The organism is Limnohabitans sp. Bal53 (genome assembly GCF_003063355.1).
Classification (GTDB): Bacteria; Pseudomonadota; Gammaproteobacteria; order Burkholderiales; family Burkholderiaceae_C; genus Limnohabitans_A.
Window position 1 is genome coordinate 902,278 of sequence record NZ_NESH01000001.1, and the last position, 20,734, is coordinate 923,011.

The 20,734-nt window shown below is 59.7% G+C and carries 21 protein-coding genes and 1 pseudogene; 9 read left to right on the top strand and 13 right to left on the bottom strand.

Annotated elements, in window-relative coordinates; genetic code table 11:
* The first annotated feature begins 145 nt into the window (after positions 1–145).
* Together B9Z50_RS04355 and B9Z50_RS04360 are read left to right on the top strand one after the other, a co-directional pair.
* Positions 146–1,276 carry a zinc-binding dehydrogenase gene (locus B9Z50_RS04355; RefSeq protein ID WP_108362373.1) on the top strand — a complete coding sequence of 377 codons (1,131 nt, stop codon included), beginning with the start codon at positions 146–148 and terminating at the stop codon, positions 1,274–1,276.
* Between the two features lie 46 nt (positions 1,277–1,322).
* Complete coding sequence (locus tag B9Z50_RS04360; RefSeq protein WP_108362374.1) at positions 1,323–2,519, top strand: amidase; 1,197 nt, start codon at positions 1,323–1,325, stop codon at positions 2,517–2,519.
* A gap of 100 nt (positions 2,520–2,619) precedes the next feature.
* On the opposite strand, the gene B9Z50_RS04365 is transcribed toward B9Z50_RS04360, so the two are convergent.
* From B9Z50_RS04365 to rpmH, 10 genes and pseudogenes are all read right to left on the bottom strand, one after another.
* Positions 2,620–2,865, bottom strand: coding sequence for a hypothetical protein (locus tag B9Z50_RS04365; protein ID WP_146183159.1), 246 nt, complete (start codon positions 2,863–2,865; stop codon positions 2,620–2,622).
* 7 nt (positions 2,866–2,872) lie between these two features.
* The gene (locus B9Z50_RS17885; protein ID WP_233249772.1) at positions 2,873–3,049 is read right to left on the bottom strand and encodes a hypothetical protein; all 177 of its coding nucleotides are present in this window, start codon (positions 3,047–3,049) and stop codon (positions 2,873–2,875) included.
* A gap of 66 nt (positions 3,050–3,115) precedes the next feature.
* Positions 3,116–3,274, bottom strand: a pseudogene (locus tag B9Z50_RS17890) (ATP-binding cassette domain-containing protein); the annotation flags it as partial.
* A gap of 68 nt (positions 3,275–3,342) precedes the next feature.
* On the bottom strand, positions 3,343–4,863 hold the full coding sequence (locus B9Z50_RS04375) for an AMP-binding protein (RefSeq protein WP_108362376.1): 1,521 nt from the start codon (positions 4,861–4,863) through the stop codon (positions 3,343–3,345).
* 82 nt (positions 4,864–4,945) lie between these two features.
* Entirely contained in the window at positions 4,946–5,920 is a 975-nt protein-coding gene (locus B9Z50_RS04380; protein WP_108362377.1) for a fatty acid desaturase family protein, read from the bottom strand.
* Between the two features lie 159 nt (positions 5,921–6,079).
* Positions 6,080–7,492 carry a tRNA uridine-5-carboxymethylaminomethyl(34) synthesis GTPase MnmE gene (mnmE, locus tag B9Z50_RS04385; RefSeq protein WP_108362587.1) on the bottom strand — a complete coding sequence of 471 codons (1,413 nt, stop codon included), beginning with the start codon at positions 7,490–7,492 and terminating at the stop codon, positions 6,080–6,082.
* Positions 7,493–7,552: 60 nt separating this feature from the next.
* The gene (yidC, locus tag B9Z50_RS04390; RefSeq protein ID WP_108362378.1) at positions 7,553–9,235 is read right to left on the bottom strand and encodes a membrane protein insertase YidC; all 1,683 of its coding nucleotides are present in this window, start codon (positions 9,233–9,235) and stop codon (positions 7,553–7,555) included.
* Positions 9,232–9,507, bottom strand: coding sequence for a membrane protein insertion efficiency factor YidD (yidD, locus tag B9Z50_RS04395; protein WP_108362379.1), 276 nt, complete (start codon positions 9,505–9,507; stop codon positions 9,232–9,234). Before yidD ends, yidC begins: the two co-directional genes overlap by 4 nt.
* On the bottom strand, positions 9,504–9,941 hold the full coding sequence (locus B9Z50_RS04400) for a ribonuclease P protein component (RefSeq protein WP_108362588.1): 438 nt from the start codon (positions 9,939–9,941) through the stop codon (positions 9,504–9,506). Before B9Z50_RS04400 ends, yidD begins: the two co-directional genes overlap by 4 nt.
* Positions 9,942–10,022: 81 nt before the next feature.
* Positions 10,023–10,157 carry a 50S ribosomal protein L34 gene (gene rpmH, locus B9Z50_RS04405; protein WP_005798102.1) on the bottom strand — a complete coding sequence of 45 codons (135 nt, stop codon included), beginning with the start codon at positions 10,155–10,157 and terminating at the stop codon, positions 10,023–10,025.
* Positions 10,158–10,397: 240 nt separating this feature from the next.
* Between rpmH and dnaA the strand changes: the two genes are divergently transcribed.
* The 6 genes from dnaA to B9Z50_RS17730 all read left to right on the top strand — a co-directional run bounded on the left by dnaA (position 10,398) and on the right by B9Z50_RS17730 (position 17,415).
* Positions 10,398–11,798: a chromosomal replication initiator protein DnaA gene (gene dnaA, locus B9Z50_RS04410; RefSeq protein ID WP_233249748.1), complete on the top strand. Its 1,401-nt coding sequence runs from the start codon at positions 10,398–10,400 to the stop codon at positions 11,796–11,798.
* A 150-nt stretch (positions 11,799–11,948) separates the two neighbouring features.
* The gene (gene dnaN, locus B9Z50_RS04415; protein ID WP_108362381.1) at positions 11,949–13,058 is read left to right on the top strand and encodes a DNA polymerase III subunit beta; all 1,110 of its coding nucleotides are present in this window, start codon (positions 11,949–11,951) and stop codon (positions 13,056–13,058) included.
* An 83-nt stretch (positions 13,059–13,141) separates the two neighbouring features.
* Complete coding sequence (gene gyrB, locus B9Z50_RS04420; protein ID WP_108362382.1) at positions 13,142–15,745, top strand: DNA topoisomerase (ATP-hydrolyzing) subunit B; 2,604 nt, start codon at positions 13,142–13,144, stop codon at positions 15,743–15,745.
* A 127-nt stretch (positions 15,746–15,872) separates the two neighbouring features.
* Positions 15,873–16,958, top strand: a complete 1,086-nt coding sequence (gene queA, locus B9Z50_RS04425; RefSeq protein ID WP_108362383.1) for a tRNA preQ1(34) S-adenosylmethionine ribosyltransferase-isomerase QueA — start codon at positions 15,873–15,875, stop codon at positions 16,956–16,958.
* A 37-nt stretch (positions 16,959–16,995) separates the two neighbouring features.
* Positions 16,996–17,247: a type II toxin-antitoxin system Phd/YefM family antitoxin gene (locus B9Z50_RS04430; RefSeq protein WP_090044586.1), complete on the top strand. Its 252-nt coding sequence runs from the start codon at positions 16,996–16,998 to the stop codon at positions 17,245–17,247.
* A gap of 15 nt (positions 17,248–17,262) precedes the next feature.
* Positions 17,263–17,415 (top strand): type II toxin-antitoxin system RelE/ParE family toxin, encoded by a 153-nt coding sequence (locus tag B9Z50_RS17730; RefSeq protein WP_199221657.1) that lies wholly within the window; start codon positions 17,263–17,265, stop codon positions 17,413–17,415.
* Between the two features lie 134 nt (positions 17,416–17,549).
* Here the strand turns inward: B9Z50_RS17730 and B9Z50_RS04440 are convergent, their stop codons facing one another.
* The 3 genes from B9Z50_RS04440 to B9Z50_RS04450 are packed head-to-tail and all read right to left on the bottom strand — an operon-like array spanning position 17,550 to position 19,620.
* The gene (locus tag B9Z50_RS04440; protein WP_108362384.1) at positions 17,550–17,864 is read right to left on the bottom strand and encodes a non-heme iron oxygenase ferredoxin subunit; all 315 of its coding nucleotides are present in this window, start codon (positions 17,862–17,864) and stop codon (positions 17,550–17,552) included.
* Positions 17,861–18,349: an aromatic-ring-hydroxylating dioxygenase subunit beta gene (locus B9Z50_RS04445; protein ID WP_108362385.1), complete on the bottom strand. Its 489-nt coding sequence runs from the start codon at positions 18,347–18,349 to the stop codon at positions 17,861–17,863. The genes B9Z50_RS04440 and B9Z50_RS04445 overlap by 4 nt, the downstream gene beginning before the upstream one ends.
* 5 nt (positions 18,350–18,354) lie before the next feature.
* On the bottom strand, positions 18,355–19,620 hold the full coding sequence (locus B9Z50_RS04450) for an aromatic ring-hydroxylating dioxygenase subunit alpha (protein ID WP_108362386.1): 1,266 nt from the start codon (positions 19,618–19,620) through the stop codon (positions 18,355–18,357).
* Positions 19,621–19,723: 103 nt separating this feature from the next.
* On the opposite strand from B9Z50_RS04450, the gene B9Z50_RS04455 reads away from it, so the two are divergent.
* Positions 19,724–20,671 (top strand): LysR family transcriptional regulator, encoded by a 948-nt coding sequence (locus B9Z50_RS04455; RefSeq protein ID WP_108362387.1) that lies wholly within the window; start codon positions 19,724–19,726, stop codon positions 20,669–20,671.
* Positions 20,672–20,734: the final 63 nt, after the last annotated feature.

A 20,734-nucleotide genomic window follows, 5' to 3' on the forward strand; every position in this document is an offset into this window, starting at 1 on the left:
TGTCATGTAGGCGCTACTTGTCCTGTCTTGCTTTGGACGTTGCGGTCACCTTCGCGGCACGTTCAAAAAGGCATCATCCCTAAACTGAGCTGCCTAGTCCTTGTTGGCTTAAATAACATGTTCACCACTGACTGAAAGATCTGCCATGACGACGCCCCTAGTAGGTTTGCAGTTGATCTCCACCGTTCGTGATAACGGCACGTTGGCTGTTGTCGTCAGACCCCAGACGCTGTCTGCGCCAGCTGCTGACGAGGTGGTGATTGAAGTCCAAGCAACGCCACTCAACCCGTCAGATATTGGCTTGCTGTTTGGACCCGCTGACATGGGGCAGGCTTGTGCTTTGCCGGGACAAACCGGCATAGAAGCACCGGTCTCCGCGTCCGCGCTGAAAGCCATGGCAGGTCGCATGAACCAAGCCATGCCTGTAGGCAACGAGGGCGCAGGCCGCGTTGTAGCTGCGGGAAGCGATGCTGCCGCGCAGGCGCTCCTCGGAAAAACCGTGACGGTGATTGCTGGGGGCATGTACGCCCAATACCGCTTGGTCAAAGCCGTCCAATGCATGGTGCTGCCTGATGGAGCCACGCCTGCGCAAGGGGCGTCTTGCTTTGTGAACCCGTTGACCGCCTTGGGCTTTGTCGAGACCATGAAGCGTGAGGGCCATCGTGCGCTGGTGCACACTGCAGCGGCATCCAACCTGGGGCAAATGCTCAACAAAATCTGTCAGGCCGACGGCATAGAGCTGGTCAACATCGTGCGCAAACCCTCCCAGGCCGCCTTGCTCCAAGGCCTTGGGGCACGCCACATCTGTGACAGCAGCGCACCCAGCTTCATGTCGGATCTGACCGAAGCACTCGTTGCCACGGGGGCCACTTTGGGCTTTGACGCCACTGGCGGCGGCACTTTGGCCAACCAAATCCTCATGGCCATGGAAGCGGCACTGAGTCGCCAGGCCACGACTTACAGCCGTTACGGTTCTTCCGTGAAAAAGCAGGTGTATTTGTACGGCAACCTGGACATGCGCCCGACAGAAATCACCCGCAGCTATGGCATGGCTTGGGGTGTCGGTGGCTGGCTGGTTTTTCCTTACTTGGAGCAGCTGGGCGAAGACACCAACCGCGCCTTGCGCCAACGCGTCATGGACGAGCTCACCACCACCTTTTCCAGCCATTACGCCCGTGAAATCAGCCTCAGCGATGTAGTGGACCTTGCTCAAATAGCGACTTACAACAAGCGAGCCACAGCGACCAAATTTTTGATCAATCCCAGCAAGGGTTAAAGCCACTGCGATCGCTCAAAACAATCGCCAATGAAAGGAAGCCATCATGGCCCAGCACGACCCCCATGCATTCATGCCTTATCCTGCGGTGCCGTCCGACTCAGCCAAAGACGGTCCTCTTGCCGGTTCACGCTTTGGGGTGAAAGATCTGTTCCATGTGGCCGGCTACCCTACCAGCATGGGGCAGCCCGTGCTGGCCGCTTTGCTCGGTCTTCAGACAAAAACAGCGCCTGTGGTGCAACAACTGCTGGACGCTGGCGCCACCATGGCGGGCAAAACAGTGTGCGACGAGTTCGCCTTTTCCATGACGGGCGACAACGCTCACTACGGCGCGCCACGCAACGGCGCGGCACCAACGAGGATTGCGGGCGGCTCTTCTTCTGGTTCGGCATCGGCCGTCTCCAATGGCATGGTGGACTTTGCGCTGGGCACAGATACCGGCGGCTCTGTGCGTGCGCCAGCCAGCCACTGTGGCTTGACGGGCCTGCGCCCAACGCATGGCCGGGTCAGCTTGGCCGAAGGCCTGCCCTTGGCCCCGAGTTTTGACACCTGCGGCTGGTTTGCCCGTGACATTCAAATGTTTGCGCGTGTCGGTGACGTGCTTTTGGGACCTGACAACAAGCCCTTGCCTGCACGGCTACGCTTGATGTCGCCCACCGACCTTTGGTCACTCGCCACTGTGCAGGCTTTGGACGCTTTGGACAAGGCCAAGCAAAGGGTCAATGACGTGCTCGGCGCAGACCTGCCCGTGCAAGTCGCGCTTGAAGACATTGAAAAAATGTATTGGGCCTTTCGCTATTTGCAAGGGCAAGAAGCTTGGCAAAGCTGGGGGTCCTTCATCACCCAATACGCCCCCACCATGGGCCATGCGGTGGCCGAGCGCATGCATTGGTCTGCCACTGTCACAACCGAACAAGCCCGCTCAGCGTCGGAGTTCCGTGAACTGTTCACGGCCCACATTGAACAACTGCTCGGCCACGATGGGGTCTTGATGCTGCCCAGCATGCCCGATATCGCGCCACTCAAAACCACAAGTGAGAGCGCAATTGAGGACTACCGCAATCGGGCGATCCGCATGTTGTGCGTTTCAGGTTTGAGCGGCTTGCCGCAAATCAGCCTGCCAATGGCCAGTCGCGATGGAGCACCGCTGGGCCTCTCGTTGATGGGACCACGCGGGTCCGACCGGTCCTTGATCGCTTTGGCCGCTGAAATCATGACGGCATCAACCAGCCGCATCGCCTGAAGGATCAATGCGCGCCGAAGTTACCACGCTCGGCCCGCACTCCTTGGGCCTCGTGACTTTCTGCACTGAACAGCGCTACGATCAAGGCTTTGCCTGATACTTAACAGGGGAACGGCATTTCATCAATGGTCAGTGCTTGCCAATTGGCCGTTGGCCACACCCCCTTGTTGAGGGTTTGTTTGTCGCTGCGAAGTTGCACAGACGCGCCGCTGTTGGTGTTGGCGATGCAGCGGCTTTGGATCGAGCAAATATCGACAACACTGTCTGGCACCGATCCCAAGGGCCAGAACACCAGAATTCGACACCAACTGACGTCAGTTGTTGTTTCATTTAAGGCCAGCTTCAAAAAGCCACTACACGAGGGTCATCTGGGCGTCTTGCGTCGGTTTTTTGATGATCAAACGCTTCAGCACCCGCGCTTGCAGTTCATTGATGCTCGATATCCCTTCTATCGGCTGCGCGTTGTTGATCCGCTCCTCGTGCCGCTGAATTTGGCTGAGTTGAGACAGCGCTTTTTCGGGCGACAACATGCATGGACAAGCTCGCGCTGAGTTGCAACTCAATGCGCACGTTTTTCACCACAGTGAGGTTAGGAAAGGTGGCTGAAATTTGGACAACAAATTGAAGACCATTGTCTTGCCCGCACCATGGGGTCCGATGAGCGCGTGAATTTGTCCGCGCTTGACCTGCAAGTTAACGCCATCGACGGCGATAAATCCTTTGAACTTTGATGAGGTCTTGGGTTTGTCCCGCAAATGTCTGCTGCTGGGGCAAACACCTTTGGAACCATCAGGTTTTCATAGCGCTGTCACAGGGAGCCGCTTCATTTGAGGGTTTGTGCATCCTGCTTGCGCAACTCGGTTTTCAGCACTTTGCCGTAATTGTTCTTGGGCAAGCTCTGCACCAGGTGGTAGTGCTTGGGGCGCTTGAAGCGTGCCACTTGGGCCAGGCAGTGCGCGTCCAGCTCGGCCACACTCAAGGCTTCACGGCACACCACAAAGGCCACCACCACCTCGCCCCACTCGGGGTCAGGCCGGCCAATCACCGAAACCTCGGCCACTTGCGGGTGCGTCAGCAGCGCTTCTTCGACTTCACGCGGGTAAATGTTGGTGCCACCGCTGATCACCATGTCTTTGGATCGGTCCAGAAGGCTCAGGTAACCGTCCGCGTCCAGGCGACCCACATCGCCAGTCTGCAACCAGCCGTTGCGAATGGTTTTGGCTGTGGCCTCGGGGTCGCGCCAATAGCCGGCCATGACCAACTCGCTGCGCACGCAAATTTCGCCCACTTCACCCGCGGGCAGTTCAGCGCCAGCTTCATCGCAAATCCTCAATTCGACCATGGCTTGTGCGTGGCCCACCGAGGCCAGGCGCTCGCGCCAGCGCGGGTGGTCGGTGTCCAGTACATCGCCCTTGGGCAAGACGCTGATGGTCATTGGGCATTCGCCTTGCCCGTAGATCTGCGCAAAGTGAGGCCCGATGACTTGCAGGGCTTCTTCGATGTCGGCCAGGTACATGGGGCCACCGCCATAGACGATGGTGGCCAAGCCTTGCGGGCGCTCGGGCAAAGTGCGTGCTGCATCCACCAGCCGCCGCACCATGGTGGGCGCTGCAAAAAAAGAGGCCTGCTGCCAGTGAGCGGCCAGCGCCAGGGCTTCGTGCGGGTCAAAGCCATGCGAGCGGGGCACCACGTTCAAGCCCGCGTTCAGCACATAGGGCAGGTGGTACATGCCGCCGCCGTGCGAGAGTGGCGCGGGGTGCAGCATGGTGTCGCCGCGCTGCACCGACTGCACTGAGCCAAAATACGCCAGCGTGCTGCCGCACAACTGGCGGGCGCACAGCACCACGCCCTTGGGTTTGCCGGTGGTGCCACTGGTGTAAAACAGCCAGGCTGGGTCGTCGTCTTCACGGGATTGCAAAGCCAACTGCGGGCTATCGCCTTGCAGCATGAAAGCGTGGTCAGCGTGCACCTGGGTGGTGGCCTGGCGTTCGCTCAAGGCTTGCTTCAAGCCACTGGCGCGTTCCGCATCCACCAGCGCCAAACGCGCCTGGCTGTGCCCGGCAATCCAGGCCGCTTCGCGTTCGTGCAACTTGGCGTTCACCGGCACAGCCACAGCACCACACCACCAAATGCCCCACATCAGGGGCAGGTATTCGGGCGCGTTGTGTATGAAGAGCATGACCCTGTCGCCGGATTGCACACCTTGGCTGTGCAACCAATGTGCCGTGCGTGCGGCGCGGCGGGCAAATTCGGCGTAGTCGCACCAGAGCTCGGTGCCATGCGCGATGGCCGCTTGATGCGGATAACGATCGGCGCTGCGTGCCAGCCAAAGGGCGATGTTCATGTCGGTTCAAGCTTTCCGGCAAGCTGCCTGTGTACCGGCCCTTGCCTGTCGGGTTGGGAAGCATGTCATGAGGCTGTGCGCCTCAAATCATGGCCGCTGTTTTGCGTAGCTCGCCAGCAGGCGTGCCCGGACCGTCCTGGTTTTTGGCGGTGGCTTGGCGCAGCACCGCCAAGTAGCCAGGGGCCAGCTCCATCCGTGGCCCAAAGCCTTGCGCGATCAGCATGCGGTGCGCTGCAGGCAGCTTCCAGCAGGGGGTGAACACAAACAGGTGGTGCTCCAGGTGGTAGTTGACCCAGTAAGGGGCCAGCACCATGCGCATACCCCAGTTCGCCATGGTGGTGCGGGTGTTGCGCAGGCGGTCGTTGTTGTCGCCCACCACCGCGTGCTCGGCGATGTTGCGCACTCGGCTGATGACTTGGTACCAAGTCAACAAAGGCAGCAGCCAAAGCGCAAAGTAGGCCCACCACACACCCGCTGCGGCCGTGACCGCGAAGATGGCCAGGTTGCTCAAGAAAAAGTATTTTTCTGCAGCGAAAAGGTTCTTCACGCGCTGCAAGCGGCTGGGGCTGCTGCCCATTTCCATGCGGAAAAACGCCATGCGCCTTTGGTAGCCGGTGATGCCCAAAATATCGCGCCGCATCTTGCGCCAAAAGCTTTGCTTCGTGATCGGGAAAGGGGCCGACAAAATCAGGTCGGGATCTTCGGCTTGCTGTGTATGGCGGTGGTGGCTCAGGTGGTAAGGCCGGTAGAGCGTGAGGCTGGCTCCCACAGGCCAGCCGCACAAAAATGCGCCCAGCGTGTCATTGAGCCGCGTGTTTTTGAACAAGGCGCGGTGCGCCGCGTCGTGCATCAAAATCGCCAAGCCCAGCTGCCTGCCGCCAATGACGACCACGGCGACGATGAAGCTCAAAGGGTTGGGCCAGGCAATGAAAAACGCCATGGCCAAGGCGATCACGCCCCAAGCGTGCAACACCAGATATGCGCCCATCCAGTCCGAGCGTTCGCGCAAATACGCGTCTTGTTCGGGGCTCAGGCTGGGCGGGTTGTCGGTGGTCATGGTCAAGGGGCTCGGCAAAAGGCCTATCTTGTGCCTATGGCCCCGGACAGATAGTCACAGGCGTGACCTTTTGGGGGCTTTCCCCAATCACCCGCCCTGCCATTCATGAAACGTCTTTTTGAACCCATGGGCCGCGTCCATCGCCCAAGGGGTGAGCGCCTACTTACCGATGCAAAAACTCGAAAAAATCACGCCCAGCAAATCGTCGGCGCTGAATTCGCCCGTGATCTCGTTGAGCGCGTTTTGGCCCAGGCGCAACTCTTCGGCCAACAGGTCGAGGTTTTGCGCTTGCGCTGCCAAATGGGCGTCGGCCATGTCCAAATGCTCACGCACCCGGTGCAGCGCCTGCACATGCCGCTCTCGGGCGATGAACAAGCCTTCGCTGGCTTGTTGCCAACCGGCTTGTTGCAACAGTTGCTGGCGCAAGGCTTGCAGACCTTCACCGGTTCGGGCCGAAAGCGTCAAGCCAGAGCGCTCCCCCGAAACCTGTGCGGCGTCGGCTTTGTTCCACACATCGATCACCGCCACACTGGCGGGCAAACGGCTTTGCAGGGCGGCGGCAATGTCGGCATCTGCGCTGTCGTAATCGGTTTGGCCCACGCGTGTGAGGTCGTGCAAAAACAGCACCGCGTCGGCCCCTTCAATCTGGCCCCAAGCGCGGGCAATGCCGATTTGCTCCACCTCGTCCACACCCTCGCCTTCGCGCAGCCCGGCGGTGTCGATCACATGCAGCGGCACGCCTTCAATCTGAATGGTCTGCTGCACCACATCGCGGGTGGTGCCTGCAATGGGCGTGACGATGGCGAGCTCGGCCCCGGCCAGCGCGTTGAGCAGCGAACTCTTGCCCGCATTGGGTTGGCCCGCAATCACGACCTTGATGCCTTCGCGCAGCAATGCACCTTGCCGGGCTTTGCCCAACACGGTCTGCAGTGCGGCTTGCAGGCGCGTCAACTGCCCCTGCGCATCGGCCTTTTGCAAAAAGTCAATTTCTTCTTCCGGGAAGTCCAGCGTGGCCTCCACCAGCATCCGCAGGTGAATCAGGGCATCGCGCAGCCCATGGATTTCTTTCGAGAAGTCTCCGGCCAAAGACCGGCTCGCGCTGCGTGCAGCAGCCTCGGTGCTGGCGTCGATCAGGTCGGCAATCGCCTCGGCTTGGGCCAAGTCGATCTTGTCGTTCAAAAAAGCGCGTTCAGAAAACTCGCCCGGCTGCGCCACGCGCAGACCCGGCAAAAGGGGCTTGTCTGTGGCCGGATCCACTTCGGCAGCCGCTTGCATGCAGCGCGCCACCAGCAACTGCAAGACCACCGGGCCACCGTGCGCCTGCAATTCCAGTACGTCTTCGCCTGTGAACGAATGCGGGGCCACAAAGTGCAGCGCCAACCCGTGGTCGATGGGGCTGCCATCGGCATCTGAAAAAGGCAGGTAGGTGGCTTCACGCGGCTTCAATGGCCGCCCGCACAGCGCCTGAATCAGCGATGACAGATTTTGACCCGACACCCGCACGATGCCCACAGCACCGCGACCGGGTGCGGTGGCGATGGCGACGATGGGTTCTTGGTGTCTGGCGAGCATGGTGTCAGTGGGTGTGAAGCAAAAAAAGGCCGCTTTCGCGGCCTTTTGGGTCAAGACGGTTTACTTGAACTTGGGCAGATTGAACTGCGGCGGCACGCCCATGCGGGTGTTGATCATCCACTGCTGGGCGATCGACAAGATGTTGTTCGTGATCCAGTACAGCACCAGGCCCGCTGGAAAGAAGAAGAACATCACCGAGAAGATCAGCGGCATGAGCCACATCAACTTGGCTTGCATCGGGTCTGGTGGCGCGGGGTTGAGCGCGGTCTGCAGCAAGGTGGTCGAGGTCATGACCAGAGGCAAGATGAAGAACGGATCAGGTGCCGAGAGGTCGTGGATCCAGCCGATCCAGGGCGCATTGCGCATCTCGACGCTGGACAAGAGCACCCAGTACAGGGCAATGAACACCGGGATCTGGATCATGATGGGGAAGCAGCCACCCATGGGGTTGACCTTTTCCTCGCGGTAGATCTTCATCATCTCCTGCTGCATCTGCTGCGGGTTGTTTTTCAGGCGCTCGCGCATTTCCATGATGCGGGGGTTGATGGCCTTCATCTTGGCCATGCTCGAATATGCCTTGGCGTTGAGCCAGTAAAAACCGATCTTGAGCAAGAGCACCAAGGCCACAATGGACCAGCCCCAGTTTTGCAGCACGCTGTGCAGTTGGTCCAGCAGCCAGTACAAAGGCTTGGACAACATGGCCAACCAGCCGTAGTCTTTGACCAAGTCCAGACCTGGCGTCAAGGCTTCGAGCACTTTTTCTTCTTGCGGGCCGCTGTAGAGCTGGTTGCTCACGGTTTTGGACTGGCCCGGAGCCAGATCGGCCACAGGGGTGATCATGCCCACGGCATACAGGTTGGTGTCGACTTTGCGCACAAAGTTTTCGCGCGGCACACCATCGGCCAACAACCAGGCGCTGGCGAAGTAGTGCTGCACCATGGCCACATAACCATTGGTCGATGTCTTGTCGATCTCGGCCTTGTTTTTCTCGATATCCTCGAAATCCACCTTGTTGTACTTCTTGGCATCGGTGTAAATCGCCGGGCCGGTAAAGGTGGAGTAGAAGGACGACTCGCCCTCGGGCTTGTTGCCGTCACGCACCAGTTGCATGTACAGCTGAGGCGACACACTGGACTGGCCGTTGTTGACCACTTCGTGCTTCACGTCGATCACGTAACTGCCGCGCTTGAGCGTGTAGGTCTTGACCAGCTTGACGCCATTCATCTCGGCCGATTCGAAACGCAGATTCAACTCGTTCTGTCCGTCCTTGAGGCTGCGCTCGCCGCTGAAGCTCATGGGGGCTTTGTGGGTCGGGAAATCACCGCCGATCAGACCCGTCTGGGCCATGTACACACGGCTGCTGCTTTGGTCCAGCAAGACCATGTTTTTGTTCGAATCGACGAAGTCGCGGTGCCGGGTGAATTCGGTGCGCACCAAGGAGCCGCCTTCGGAGTCAAAGCTGAGTTTGAGCACATCGGTTTCCACCTCGATCTTCTCGCGCGGGGCGGCCAAGGCCGCAGGTGCCGAGGTGGGCACCTGGCCTGGCGTGGCCGTCACGGCCGCTGAGGTAGCAGGCACGCCGTTGGCGCTGGCAGCGGCTGCAGGCGCAGACGCGGTAGCGGCCACTTCGGGCTTGGGGAAAAACGTGGCCTTGTTGCCGTTGTACAGCTGCCATTGGTCCCACAACAAGACCAGGGAAAAACCAAAAATCACCCAAAGGATGGTGCGACGAATATCAGTCATGGGGTCTTCTTTGAGGAAGTAGGGGAAAACAAAGCAGTGAACAAGCGCGGGGCTTGCGCGGGAACGGGGTCATGGCCACCCTGGCACCACGGACCGCATCTCACCAGGCGGTGCACCGTGAGGTAGCCACCCTTGGCCGCGCCATGCTGCGCAAGGGCCTCCAAGGCATAGGCCGAACAGGTGGGCTCGAAGCGACAAGACGAGCCCAGCCAAGGGCTCAGCAGCAGGCGGTAGCCGCGCACCACACCCATGAGCAAACGCTGAACGATCATGACCGCACCTCTTGGCGCACGGCACGCTCGAACAACTGCAGCAACTCTTCGCGCACGGCCAGCTTCAGGGGCTCGGAAGTGGCGCTGATGAACTGCTTGCGGTCGAAGGTCGTGCGCAGGCGCACCACATGCGCGGCCACAGGCAAGCGATCCACAAAGTGCTCGCTCACGTTGTAAATCTGACGCTTGATGGCATTGCGCGTGACGGCGCGACGCGCCCAGCGTTTGGGCACCATGGCCCCCAGCCAGACATCGAACAAGCCAAAAAGGGCCTGCTCCGATGAGGGTGCAGGCCCGTTCTTTTCGGTCTGTGCCAATGAGGTGTCTTCGGGCTGAACCAAGCTCAGGCGGTGCAGCGCAAAATGCGCCGTCCGCGAGACCGTGCCACCCGCCAAGGCGGCCTGAAATTGTGGGCGTGTTTTCAAACGCTGCACGATGGCCAAACCCCGGCATTGACCGCCCACAGTGGCCTCGGGCCACAGCCAGACGGTCGAATGGGCATCAAGGCGCCTGTATTAGACGGCCAGACGCTTGCGGCCCTTGGCGCGACGTGCATTGATCACGGCGCGACCGCCACGGGTCTTCATGCGAACCAGAAAGCCGTGGGTACGGGCGCGACGTGTCTTGGATGGTTGGTAGGTGCGTTTCATAACTCTTCCTTTGTGCCCGGGGCCATGAATCAGCTTTGGGCGAAACCCAAGATTATCGCAAACTTTCGCAAGCCCGGCAAATGAACTGTATTTTCTTCCATCAGGGTGAGCCCGGGGGTCAATCGGATCGATGTGGTTTATGATCGCCCTCCCGACCCGAATCGGCATGTGGATAAGCTCTTGATAAAGCCCCACATCCAGCCGTCCCAGACCCCCACTGTCCACAATAAAAAGTACTACATGCCCGAGGGAATCACCCCAGAATTTCAGATGGATGCAGGCCAATCGCTGTGGCAAGCCTGCGTCGAAGAGCTCGCCCGCGAACTGCCCGAGCAGCAGTTCAACACCTGGATCAAACCGCTCAGCGCACAGGTCTCGGACGACCAGCAAAGCGTCACTTTGTTTGTTGCCAACCGCTTCAAACTCGACTGGGTTCGCGCCCAATACGCCAGCCGTCTGGCCGCTTTGCTGGAAAACCTGCAAGGCCACCCCGTCAAAATTGAGTTAGCAATCACTCCTCGTGAAAGCGGCATCAGACCTGCAAAAGCATCCACACCCTCATCGATGGAGACGGCAACCGAAGCCCCCATTGCGCCTGAAGAAGTAATCACTAACTCCTTCCGCAGTCGACTCAATAGCGCCTTGAATTTTGACAACCTGGTCGAAGGCACGGCCAACCGCATGGCGCGTGCAGCGGCCATGCACGTCTCGGGCTCGCCGGGGCAGCTTTACAACCCCTTGTTCATCTACGGTGGCGTGGGTTTGGGCAAGACCCACCTCATGCACGCCATCGGCAACAAGCTGCTGGCCGACCGCCCCGAGGCCAAGGTTTTGTACATCCATGCTGAACAGTTTGTGTCGGATGTGGTTAAAGCTTACCAACGCAAGACTTTTGACGAGTTCAAACACCACTACCACTCGCTCGATTTGCTGCTGATCGACGATGTCCAGTTCTTCGCCAACAAGGACCGCACGCAAGAAGAATTCTTCAACGCCTTTGAGGCCCTGCTGGCCAAAAAATCACACATCGTGATGACCAGCGACACCTATCCGAAGGGCTTGGCCGACATCCACGAGCGCCTGGTGTCGCGCTTTGATTCGGGCCTGACGGTGGCCATGGAGCCGCCCGAACTCGAGATGCGGGTGGCCATTTTGATCAACAAAGCCATCAGCGAGGGCAGCGAAATGCCCGAGGACGTGGCATTTTTTGTGGCCAAGAACGTGCGCTCTAACGTGCGCGAACTTGAAGGCGCACTGCGCAAAATCCTGGCCTACTCGCGCTTTAACCAAAAAGACATCTCCATCCAGCTCGCCCGCGACGCCTTGCGCGACCTGCTGTCCATCCAGAATCGCCAAATCAGTGTCGAGAACATCCAGAAAACGGTGGCCGACTACTACAAGATCAAAGTGGCGGACATGTACAGCAAGAAGCGCCCGGCCAGCATCGCCCGCCCGCGTCAGATTGCCATGTACTTGGCCAAGGAAATGACCCAAAAGAGCTTGCCGGAGATCGGCGAGTTGTTTGGCGGGCGCGACCACACCACCGTACTGCACGCCGTGCGCAAAATCAGCGCCGAACGCCAGCAGCTGACCGAACTGAACCAACAATTGCATGTTCTGGAACAGTCTCTCAAGGGCTAAGTCGCCATGAACCCATCACGCACCTCGGTTTTAGGTGATTTGCACCCCTTGCGGGCCGTTTTGCCTCCAAAAAACAGCGAAAATGCATGCTGTTGCGAAAAATTCACCCAGCGTTGAGCTGCGGTGACAAAAACCACCAAAGGTAGACAAATGATCGTCCTGAAGGCCACCCAAGACAAATTGCTGTCGGTCCTGCAATCCGTGTCCGGCATCGTTGAGCGTCGCCACACATTGCCCGTACTGGCCAACGTGCTGATCCGCAAAACAGGCCATGCTTTGCAGCTGACCACCAGCGACCTTGAAATCCAGATCCGCACCACCGCCGAGATGGAAGGCGACCCAGGCGACTTCACCACCACCGTGGGTGCACGCAAACTCATCGACATCTTGCGCACCATGCCTGCCGACCAAACGGTGAGTCTCGAATCGTCACAAGCCAAGCTGATCTTGAAGGGCGGCAAATCCAAGTTCACCTTGCAGACCTTGCCCGCAGAAGATTTCCCGCTGGTGCAAGAAGCGGCCAGCTTCGGCCCCGTGTTCAGCGTGCCACAAAAGACCCTCAAGCAATTGCTGGGGCAAGTCTCGTTTGCCATGGCCGTGCACGACATCCGCTACTACCTCAATGGCATCTTGTTTGTGGCCGAAGGCAACCGCCTGAGCCTGGTCGCCACCGACGGCCACCGCCTGGCCTTTACAGCGGCCACGCTCGACGTGGAAGTGCCCACCAAACAAGAAGTCATCTTGCCGCGCAAAACCGTGCTGGAACTGCAGCGTTTGCTGTCGGACGCCGACGGCGCGATCGAGATGCAATTCGCCAACAACCAAGCCAAGTTCAGCTTTGACGGCATGGAGTTCGTGACCAAGCTGGTCGAGGGCAAGTTCCCCGACTACAACCGCGTGATCCCCAAAGGCCACCGCAACAACCTGACGCTGGGCCGTCAAGCCCTGCTGTCTTGCTTGCAGCGCACAGCGATTTTGACCAGTGACAAGTTCAAGGGCGTGCGCCTGAACCTCGACCCCGGCAGCTTGCGCGTGGCGTCCACCAACGCCGAGCAAGAAGAGGCCGTGGACGAACTTGATATCGACTACGGCGGTGACGCCATCGAGATCGGCTTCAACGTCACCTACATCATCGATGTGCTCAGCAACATGGGCCAAGACATGGTCCGCATTGACCTGGCCGACGGCAACAGCTCAGCGCTGATCACCATTCCGGAAAACGACAACTTCAAATACGTGGTGATGCCGATGCGCATTTAAGGCGAAAGCCCACAAGGACTCCCTTATCGAAACCCGCGACCTCTCGCGGGTTTCGGCCATTCAAGCGACAGAGAAAATTGAACATGACCGACGAAATCAACCCCAGCGAAGAAGCTTTCACCACCGCGCAACCCAAGATCGACGCCCACCAAGCGGGCGCATCCGAAGGCTACGGCGAAGGCTCCATCCAGATTCTGGAAGGCCTGGAAGCGGTGCGCAAACGCCCCGGCATGTACATCGGTGACACATCCGATGGCACAGGTTTGCACCATCTGGTGTTCGAGGTCGTGGACAACTCGATCGACGAAGCGCTGGCGGGCCACTGCGACGACATCGTCGTCACCATCCACTCTGATAACTCGATCAGTGTGACCGACAACGGCCGTGGCATTCCCACGGGCGTGAAGATGGACGACAAGCACGAGCCCAAGCGCAGCGCCTCCGAGATCGCTTTGACCGAACTGCACGCGGGCGGCAAGTTCAACCAAAACAGTTACAAGGTCTCCGGCGGTCTGCACGGCGTGGGCGTGTCTTGCGTGAACGCTTTGAGCAAGTGGCTGCGCCTGACGGTGCGTCGCGAGGGCAAAGTGCACCAGATCGACTTTGCCAAAGGCTTTGTGCAAAACCGTTTGCTCGACACCGTGGACGGCGTGGAAGTCTCACCCATGCGCGTGACAGGAGCCACCGACAAGCGCGGCACCGAAGTGCACTTCTTGCCCGACACCGAAATCTTCACGCAGAACACCGATTTCCATTACGAAATACTGGCCAAGCGTTTGCGCGAGTTGTCCTTCCTCAACAACGGCGTGCGCATTCGCCTCAAAGACGAGCGCAGCGGCAAAGAAGACGACTTCTCTGGCGCCGGTGGCGTCAAAGGCTTTGTGGACTTCATCAACGCCAACAAAAAAGTGTTGCACCCCAACGCCTTCCACGCCAACGGCGAGCGCCCGGCCGACAGCTACGGCGGCATCCCCGGCACCAGCATCGGTGTGGAAGTGGCCATGCAGTGGAACGACGGCTACAACGAGAACGTGCTGTGCTTCACCAACAACATCCCGCAACGTGACGGTGGCACTCACCTCACCGGCCTGCGTGCCGCGATGACACGCGTGATTGCAAAGTACATCGAGAAAAACGAGATCGCCAAAAAACAAAAAGTCGAAGTCAGCGGCGACGACATGCGCGAAGGCCTGTGCTGCGTGCTGAGCGTCAAAGTGCCCGAGCCCAAGTTCTCCAGCCAAACCAAAGACAAGCTGGTGTCGAGCGAAGTGCGTGCCCCGGTGGAAGACATCGTGGCCAAGGCACTGACCGACTTTTTGGAAGAGCGCCCCAACGACGCCAAAATCATCTGCGGCAAGATTGTGGAAGCGGCCCGCGCCCGCGAAGCCGCCCGCAAAGCCCGCGAAATGACACGCCGCAAAGGCGTGCTCGACGGCATGGGCCTGCCCGGCAAACTGGCCGACTGCCAAGAAAAAGACCCCGCCCTGTGCGAAATCTACATCGTCGAGGGCGACTCCGCCGGCGGCTCGGCCAAGCAAGGCCGAGACCGTAAATTCCAGGCCATCTTGCCCCTGCGCGGCAAGATCCTGAACGTGGAAAAAGCCCGCTACGAAAAGCTGCTGACCAGCAACGAAATCGTCACCCTCATCACGGCGCTTGGCACCGGCATTGGCAAGGCCAGCGCCGAATCGGGCAAGAGCGGCACCGACGACTTCAACGTCGACAAACTGCGCTACCACCGCATCATCATCATGACCGACGCCGACGTGGACGGCGCGCACATCCGGACCTTGCTGCTCACCTTCTTCTACCGCCAGATGCCTGATTTGGTCGAGCGTGGCCACATCTACATTGCCCAGCCACCGCTCTACAAAGTCAAGGCCGGCAAAGAAGAGCTGTACCTCAAAGACGGTCCGGCGCTCGACGGCTTCTTGCTGCGCATCGCGCTCAAAGACGCCAGCATTTCTACGGGCGGCGCTGCACCGCAAGTGCTCACAGGCGAGACCCTCGAAGCCCTGGCGCGCAAGCACCAAGTGGCCGAACACGTCATTGCGCGTTTGTCTAACTTCATGGACGCCGAAGCCCTGCGGGCCATGGCCGACGGCGTGTCACTGAACCTGGATGGCATGGAACAAGCCGCCGCTTGCGCCCCCGCGCTGCAAGCCAAGCTGCGCGAACTCAACACCACAGGCATTCCCGCCGAAGTGACCGCCGAGTTTGACGTGCGCACCGACAAACCGATTCTGCGCATCAGCCGCCGCCACCACGGCAACATCAAGAGCAGCATCATCACGCAAGACTTTGTGCACGGTGCGGATTACGGCGCTTTGGCCGAAGCGGCCGAGACCTTCCGCGGTTTGCTGGGCGAAGGCGCCAAAGCCACACGCGGTGAAGGCGAGCGCCAGAAAGAAGAAAAAGTGGGCGACTTCCGCCAAGCCATGCATTGGCTCATCAGCGAAGCCGAACGCACCACCAGCCGCCAGCGCTACAAAGGCTTGGGCGAGATGAACCCCGCCCAGCTGTGGGAAACCACTATGGACCCCACCGTGCGCCGCCTGCTGCGCGTGCAGATCGACGACGCCATCGAAGCCGACCGCGTGTTCACCATGCTCATGGGCGACGAAGTCGAGCCACGCCGCCACTTCATCGAGAGCAACGCGCTGCGGGCGGGCAACATCGACATCTGAGTGTTCTCGCTTTAGCGAAACCACCGCGCCGCACCAGCGGTACGTGCGACGCGGTGCCCTCGTGCCACACCAGCAAGTGTGGCGTCTGTCTTTCACTTTGTACGGGCCTGTCCGGCCCTGAAGCCCCATGACTTCTGACAACAGCGCCACCACGCGCAACTTCACGCTCAGCGATTTCGACTTTGAGCTGCCCCCCGAACTGATTGCCCAGCACCCCGCCACCGAGCGCAGCGGCTCGCGCTTGCTCGACGGCACATCGGCCACGGTGGTGGACCGCATTTTTCATGAACTGCCTGGCTTGCTGAATGCGGGCGATCTGCTGGTGTTCAACGACACCAAGGTGGTCAAGGCCCGCATCTTTGGCGAGAAGGCTTCGGGCGGCAAACTCGAATTGCTGATCGAACGCGTGCTGCCTGGCCACCAAGTGGTGGCGCACATGAAGGTCAGCAAAAAGCCTTTGATCGACGGCAAGATGTTCATGATGGGCGGCGCCCAAAACGGCGGGTTTGACGCCGTGCTGCTGGGTCGTTGGCCCGACGAAAACGGCCAGCTGTTTCACCTGCAACTGAGCGACGAGCCGCACGCCCTGATGGAAAAGCACGGCGTGATGCCATTGCCGCCTTACATTGAGCGCCCTGCGGGCGCGATCACCCACACCGATTCGGCAGAAGACGCCCAGCGCTACCAGACCGTGTTTGCACGAGCGCCTGGTGCGGTGGCCGCGCCCACGGCGGCGCTGCATTTTGACGAAGGCGTCTTGGCCGCCCTGGCGGCACGCGGCGTGCAGACGGCCAGCGTAACGCTGCATGTGGGCGCGGGCACGTTCCAGCCGGTCAAGACCGAGAACATTGCCGAACACCACATGCACAGCGAATGGTATGAAGTGCCCGAAGCCACACAGCAAGCGATTGCGGCCTGCAAGGCACGCGGCGGCCAAGTGGTGGCGGTGGGCACCACCACCGTGCGCACGCTGGAGTCGTGGGCCAAGTTCGGTCAGGCCAGCGGCGACACGCAGATTTTCATCACCCCGGGGTTTGAGTTCAAAGTGATCGACCGGCTGATCACCAATTTCCACCTGCCCAAAAGCACCTTGATGATGTTGGTCAGCGCTTTTGCGGGCTACGAACACATCATGGGCCTGTACCGCCACGCGATGGCGCAGAAGTACCGGTTCTTCAGCTACGGGGATGCGATGCTGCTGATTCGGCGCTAAAATTAGCTCTTTATTTAGCGCCCATTGGAGTTTCGCTATGGAAACCTTGATGACCCAACAGACGGTGAGCATGTCTGAGTTCAAACGCAATCCGGCCTCGGTTTTGCGCTCTGCCAACCGACGCCCCGTGGCCGTACTCAGCCACAACAAGGCCGCGTTCTACATGGTCGAACCTGCATTGTTTGAGGCCATGCTGGATCAAATGGCAGACCGTGATCTGGAAAATCTGGTCAGGTCTCGCTTGGAGCAAAAGGCGCAAGCCATTTCGGTAGACATCGACACGGTTTAAGCGGTGGCTTACACCTTGAAATTCTTGCCTGAGGCTTTGGCCGAGTGGCAGGCACTGGATAGCTCCGTCAAAGAGCCTTTGCGCAAACTGCTGAAAAAACGCCTCGACAACCCACACGTCCCTGGCGGTGCATTGCATGGGGACTTAAAGGGCTACTACAAGATCTAGCTGCTCAAGCAAGGCGTCCACTTGGTTTACGGTGTTGAAGATGATGTTCTGATCGTCATGGTCATGGCGGTTGACCGCCGCGAAAACAGCAGGGTGTACCAGTCCACCTTGGACCGACTGCTGGCGTCCAAACCTTAAAGCTGCAAGAACACCCGCCCACCCTCGACCTTGACCGGCCAAGTCTTGGCCGCTTCGGTGGCCGGGCCGCAGGCCACTGAGCCGTCACGCAGGCTGAACTGGGCCTGGTGAAAGGGACATTCCACATGGTCGCCTTCGACAAAGCCGTCACAGAGCTTGGCGTTGCCGTGGGTGCACTGGTTGTTGATGGCAAACACCTCGCCGTCCACGCTGAACAGGGCAATGTCTTGTCCTTCGGGCGTCACGGCGATGCCCGCGCCTTCGAACAGGTCGGCCTCGGCGGCCACGTCAATCCAGTTTGTCATGGTCATATGGGGTAAATGATGGCGTTGGGGATCATTTCGCTGTCGTACACGCACAGGCGCTCGGCGAACTTCAAACCTTCGGGTGTTGGCACGATGGTGTCGATGTAACGGCCCACGTTGAACACGGTGCTTTCCTTGTCGAGCTTGGTGCGAAACACCGCGTAATTGGCTTGTGAATGAATGCGATCACCCTCCACACGCTGCACCACCGGCGCGCCCACCACATGCCGCTGGTAATAGGGGTCGTGGTACAGCGTCTCCTGAATGCCATAGACCCGGTCTTTCAACATGCCTTTGCTGGTGAACGAGAGGGTGCACAACGGAAAGCCGCGCTCGTGGTTCTCACGAGGGATGAGTTTGTACACGCACTGCTCGGTGAAAAACTCGGGCCACAAATCCCATTGGCCACTGTCCACAGCCAGGGCGTAATCGGCGTACAGGCGGGTCAATGCCATGTGGGTTTCAAAATTCACTATGGTGATTGTGCTCATCTTGTTCAGGCCTCCATCACTTTGCGCCAGTATTCATACATGCCCCGAATCAGGGTCTCGGTCACCATGTGGTCCGTCTCGCCCACATCGCGCCCGCCCAGCTCCACCAGCATGCGGTGCTCGGGTTTGGTCTCAAAGGCTTGCTGCGAGAACTCGATCACCTCGCCGTCGTCCGCACTCACAAAACCTGCGGGGCCAAACAGGTTGGACTGGCGCAAGCGGCGCTCGGTCATCTCAGGCGTGTCGTCTTCAAAACCAAAATGCGTCCAGACAAAGTCGAACGCACCATGCCCGTCAGGCTGGATGTGGCGGGTGGACACGCTGTTGACCTGCTGCTGAAAAATCACACTGGGGAACAGCGTCATCATCACGGCCGTGGGCATTTGCTCTTCCATTTGCCACCAGCCTTCGGGCACGATGTCCAGAAAGCTGACGTCGTGCAGCTGCATGCTTTCTTTGAAGCTGCTCACCTGTGTGACCTGCGACGCCTGCCCCGTGGCCTGGCCCGCGCTGCCCCGGGTGGAAATCATGGCGGCGTGGCGGTGGTGTGCGTCCATGCGCAGCTCGCTCTTGTTGTCGGCCCGCCAAAGGCCAAAGGTCACAAACCAGGTGTGCAAGAGGCCGGGGTGGTACGGGTCTTTGATGTTCTCTTGCATCAGCTTCCAGTTGCCTGGAATGCGCTGGCGGTTGTAGCCCAGCACCACCAGCTTGCGGCCGTTGAACAGGCGGTCAAAGTACTTGAGGATGGTGGGGCCCATGAAGTCTTCGAGCGACTCCACAGCAGGGTCAAACGACGCGAACACCACGCCGCCGCGCGTGGCCACTTTCAAGGCTGTGAGGCCGTGGTCTTTGGGGTCAAAGTCGGCGGGCATGCCGCCATTGACCTTGCCGTCTTGGCGCACACCACGTCGAAACGGTACGCCCTGCAAGTCACCCTTAAGCGTGTAGCTCCACTGGTGGTAGGGGCAGACAAATTCTTTCTTGTTGCCATGGCGTTCGCGGCAAAACTGCATGCCCCGGTGGGCGCAGACGTTCTCGACCACATGGATCTGCCCGTCGGTGGCCCGCGTCATGATGACCGAGCGCTCGCCCACCACGGTGCGCTTGAAGTCACCGGGGTTCGGGATCTCGGCTTCCAGGCCCACATAGCTCCAATGGCCTTTGTAGAAGAAACGCTCCAGCTCCTTTTTGTGCAGCGCCTCGTCGGTGTACACGGCAAACGGAACGCTGCTGGTGCCGGGCGTTTCCCAGTGGATGGTTTGTTCGTGCATGGCGTTTCCTCGAATTTCTTGATGCGGATCATGGGCAATGGCTGGAATTTCGTAAATCGAATTTCAAAGATAATCACTATTCAAATTTCAAATATCACCCAAAATGGACCTCGCCCGCCTCGACCTGAACCTGCTGCTGGTGTTTCACCACTTGTTGCGCGAAAAACGCGTCTCGGCAGTGGCCACGGTCTTGGGCATGAGCCAGCCCGCCGTCAGCAGCGCCTTAGGCCGTTTGCGCACCAGTCTGGACGACCCCCTGTTTTTGCGCACCCAAGGTGGCATGGTGCCCACGCCCTATGCCTTGCAGCTCGCCGATCCCGTGGCCATCGCGCTCGATGGCTTGCAGCAAGCGCTGCAGGTGCGCGCCTCGTTCGACCCGGCCACCAGCGAACGGCGCTTCACCCTGGCCATGACCGATGTGGGCGAGATGTATTTCCTGCCGGTGCTGATGGACGCACTGGCCCAAAACGCACCAGGCGTCACGCTGAACGTGGTGGCCGTGACCAGCGCCAGCCTGGGCGAAGACATGGCCACGGGCCGCACCGACTTGGCGCTGGGCTTGCTGCCGCAGTTGCAGGCGGGTTTCTTCCAGCAAGCGCTGTTTCGCCAACCCTATGTGTGCCTGATGCGCAAAAGTCACCCACTCGCCCATGCGCCTAACGTGACCCTCGCCGACTTTGCCGCTGCCGACCATGTGCGGGTGATCGCAGCGGGAACGGGCCACGGCCGGATAGACGAGGCCATCAGCGAGGCCCTGGAGCGCCAGGGCTTGCAAAGACGCATTCGACTCACGGTGCCCCACTACGTGGCGCTGGGCGACGTGCTGGGCCACTCCGACCTGATCGCCACCGTGCCCGAACGCTTCGCGCAGCGCGTCACACACCCCTACGCCCTGACCACCCGCGCCCTGCCTTTGGCGGTAGACGGCAGTGTGATTCACCAGTTCTGGCACGCCCGCCTGCACAAAGACCCGGGGCACCAGTGGCTGCGCGAGTTGGTCGCGCAATGCTTTGGTGATGGCAGCAAAGCCAGCGCAGAACAAATAGCCTGATTTTTTGGCCTGAGTTTTTTGCCAAATCGCTCACAGGGTGAGCTCCTACAATTCAGGCCTCAG

What these genes read in the sequence shown, in the direction of transcription:
- B9Z50_RS04440 (WP_108362384.1), bottom strand. Translation starts at nt 17,864, where the DNA reads ATGACCATGACAAACTGGATTGACGTGGCCGCCGAGGCCGACCTGTTC.
- dnaN (WP_108362381.1), top strand. Translation starts at nt 11,949, where the DNA reads ATGATCGTCCTGAAGGCCACCCAAGACAAATTGCTGTCGGTCCTGCAA.
- mnmE (WP_108362587.1), bottom strand. Translation starts at nt 7,492, where the DNA reads ATGCTCGCCAGACACCAAGAACCCATCGTCGCCATCGCCACCGCACCC.
- dnaA (WP_233249748.1), top strand. Translation starts at nt 10,398, where the DNA reads ATGCCCGAGGGAATCACCCCAGAATTTCAGATGGATGCAGGCCAATCG.
- yidD (WP_108362379.1), bottom strand. Translation starts at nt 9,507, where the DNA reads ATGATCGTTCAGCGTTTGCTCATGGGTGTGGTGCGCGGCTACCGCCTG.
- B9Z50_RS04360 (WP_108362374.1), top strand. Translation starts at nt 1,323, where the DNA reads ATGGCCCAGCACGACCCCCATGCATTCATGCCTTATCCTGCGGTGCCG.
- yidC (WP_108362378.1), bottom strand. Translation starts at nt 9,235, where the DNA reads ATGACTGATATTCGTCGCACCATCCTTTGGGTGATTTTTGGTTTTTCC.
- gyrB (WP_108362382.1), top strand. Translation starts at nt 13,142, where the DNA reads ATGACCGACGAAATCAACCCCAGCGAAGAAGCTTTCACCACCGCGCAA.
- B9Z50_RS04430 (WP_090044586.1), top strand. Translation starts at nt 16,996, where the DNA reads ATGGAAACCTTGATGACCCAACAGACGGTGAGCATGTCTGAGTTCAAA.
- B9Z50_RS17885 (WP_233249772.1), bottom strand. Translation starts at nt 3,049, where the DNA reads ATGTTGTCGCCCGAAAAAGCGCTGTCTCAACTCAGCCAAATTCAGCGG.
- queA (WP_108362383.1), top strand. Translation starts at nt 15,873, where the DNA reads ATGACTTCTGACAACAGCGCCACCACGCGCAACTTCACGCTCAGCGAT.
- B9Z50_RS04445 (WP_108362385.1), bottom strand. Translation starts at nt 18,349, where the DNA reads ATGAGCACAATCACCATAGTGAATTTTGAAACCCACATGGCATTGACC.
- B9Z50_RS04450 (WP_108362386.1), bottom strand. Translation starts at nt 19,620, where the DNA reads ATGCACGAACAAACCATCCACTGGGAAACGCCCGGCACCAGCAGCGTT.
- B9Z50_RS04455 (WP_108362387.1), top strand. Translation starts at nt 19,724, where the DNA reads ATGGACCTCGCCCGCCTCGACCTGAACCTGCTGCTGGTGTTTCACCAC.
- rpmH (WP_005798102.1), bottom strand. Translation starts at nt 10,157, where the DNA reads ATGAAACGCACCTACCAACCATCCAAGACACGTCGCGCCCGTACCCAC.
- B9Z50_RS04355 (WP_108362373.1), top strand. Translation starts at nt 146, where the DNA reads ATGACGACGCCCCTAGTAGGTTTGCAGTTGATCTCCACCGTTCGTGAT.
- B9Z50_RS04380 (WP_108362377.1), bottom strand. Translation starts at nt 5,920, where the DNA reads ATGACCACCGACAACCCGCCCAGCCTGAGCCCCGAACAAGACGCGTAT.
- B9Z50_RS04375 (WP_108362376.1), bottom strand. Translation starts at nt 4,863, where the DNA reads ATGAACATCGCCCTTTGGCTGGCACGCAGCGCCGATCGTTATCCGCAT.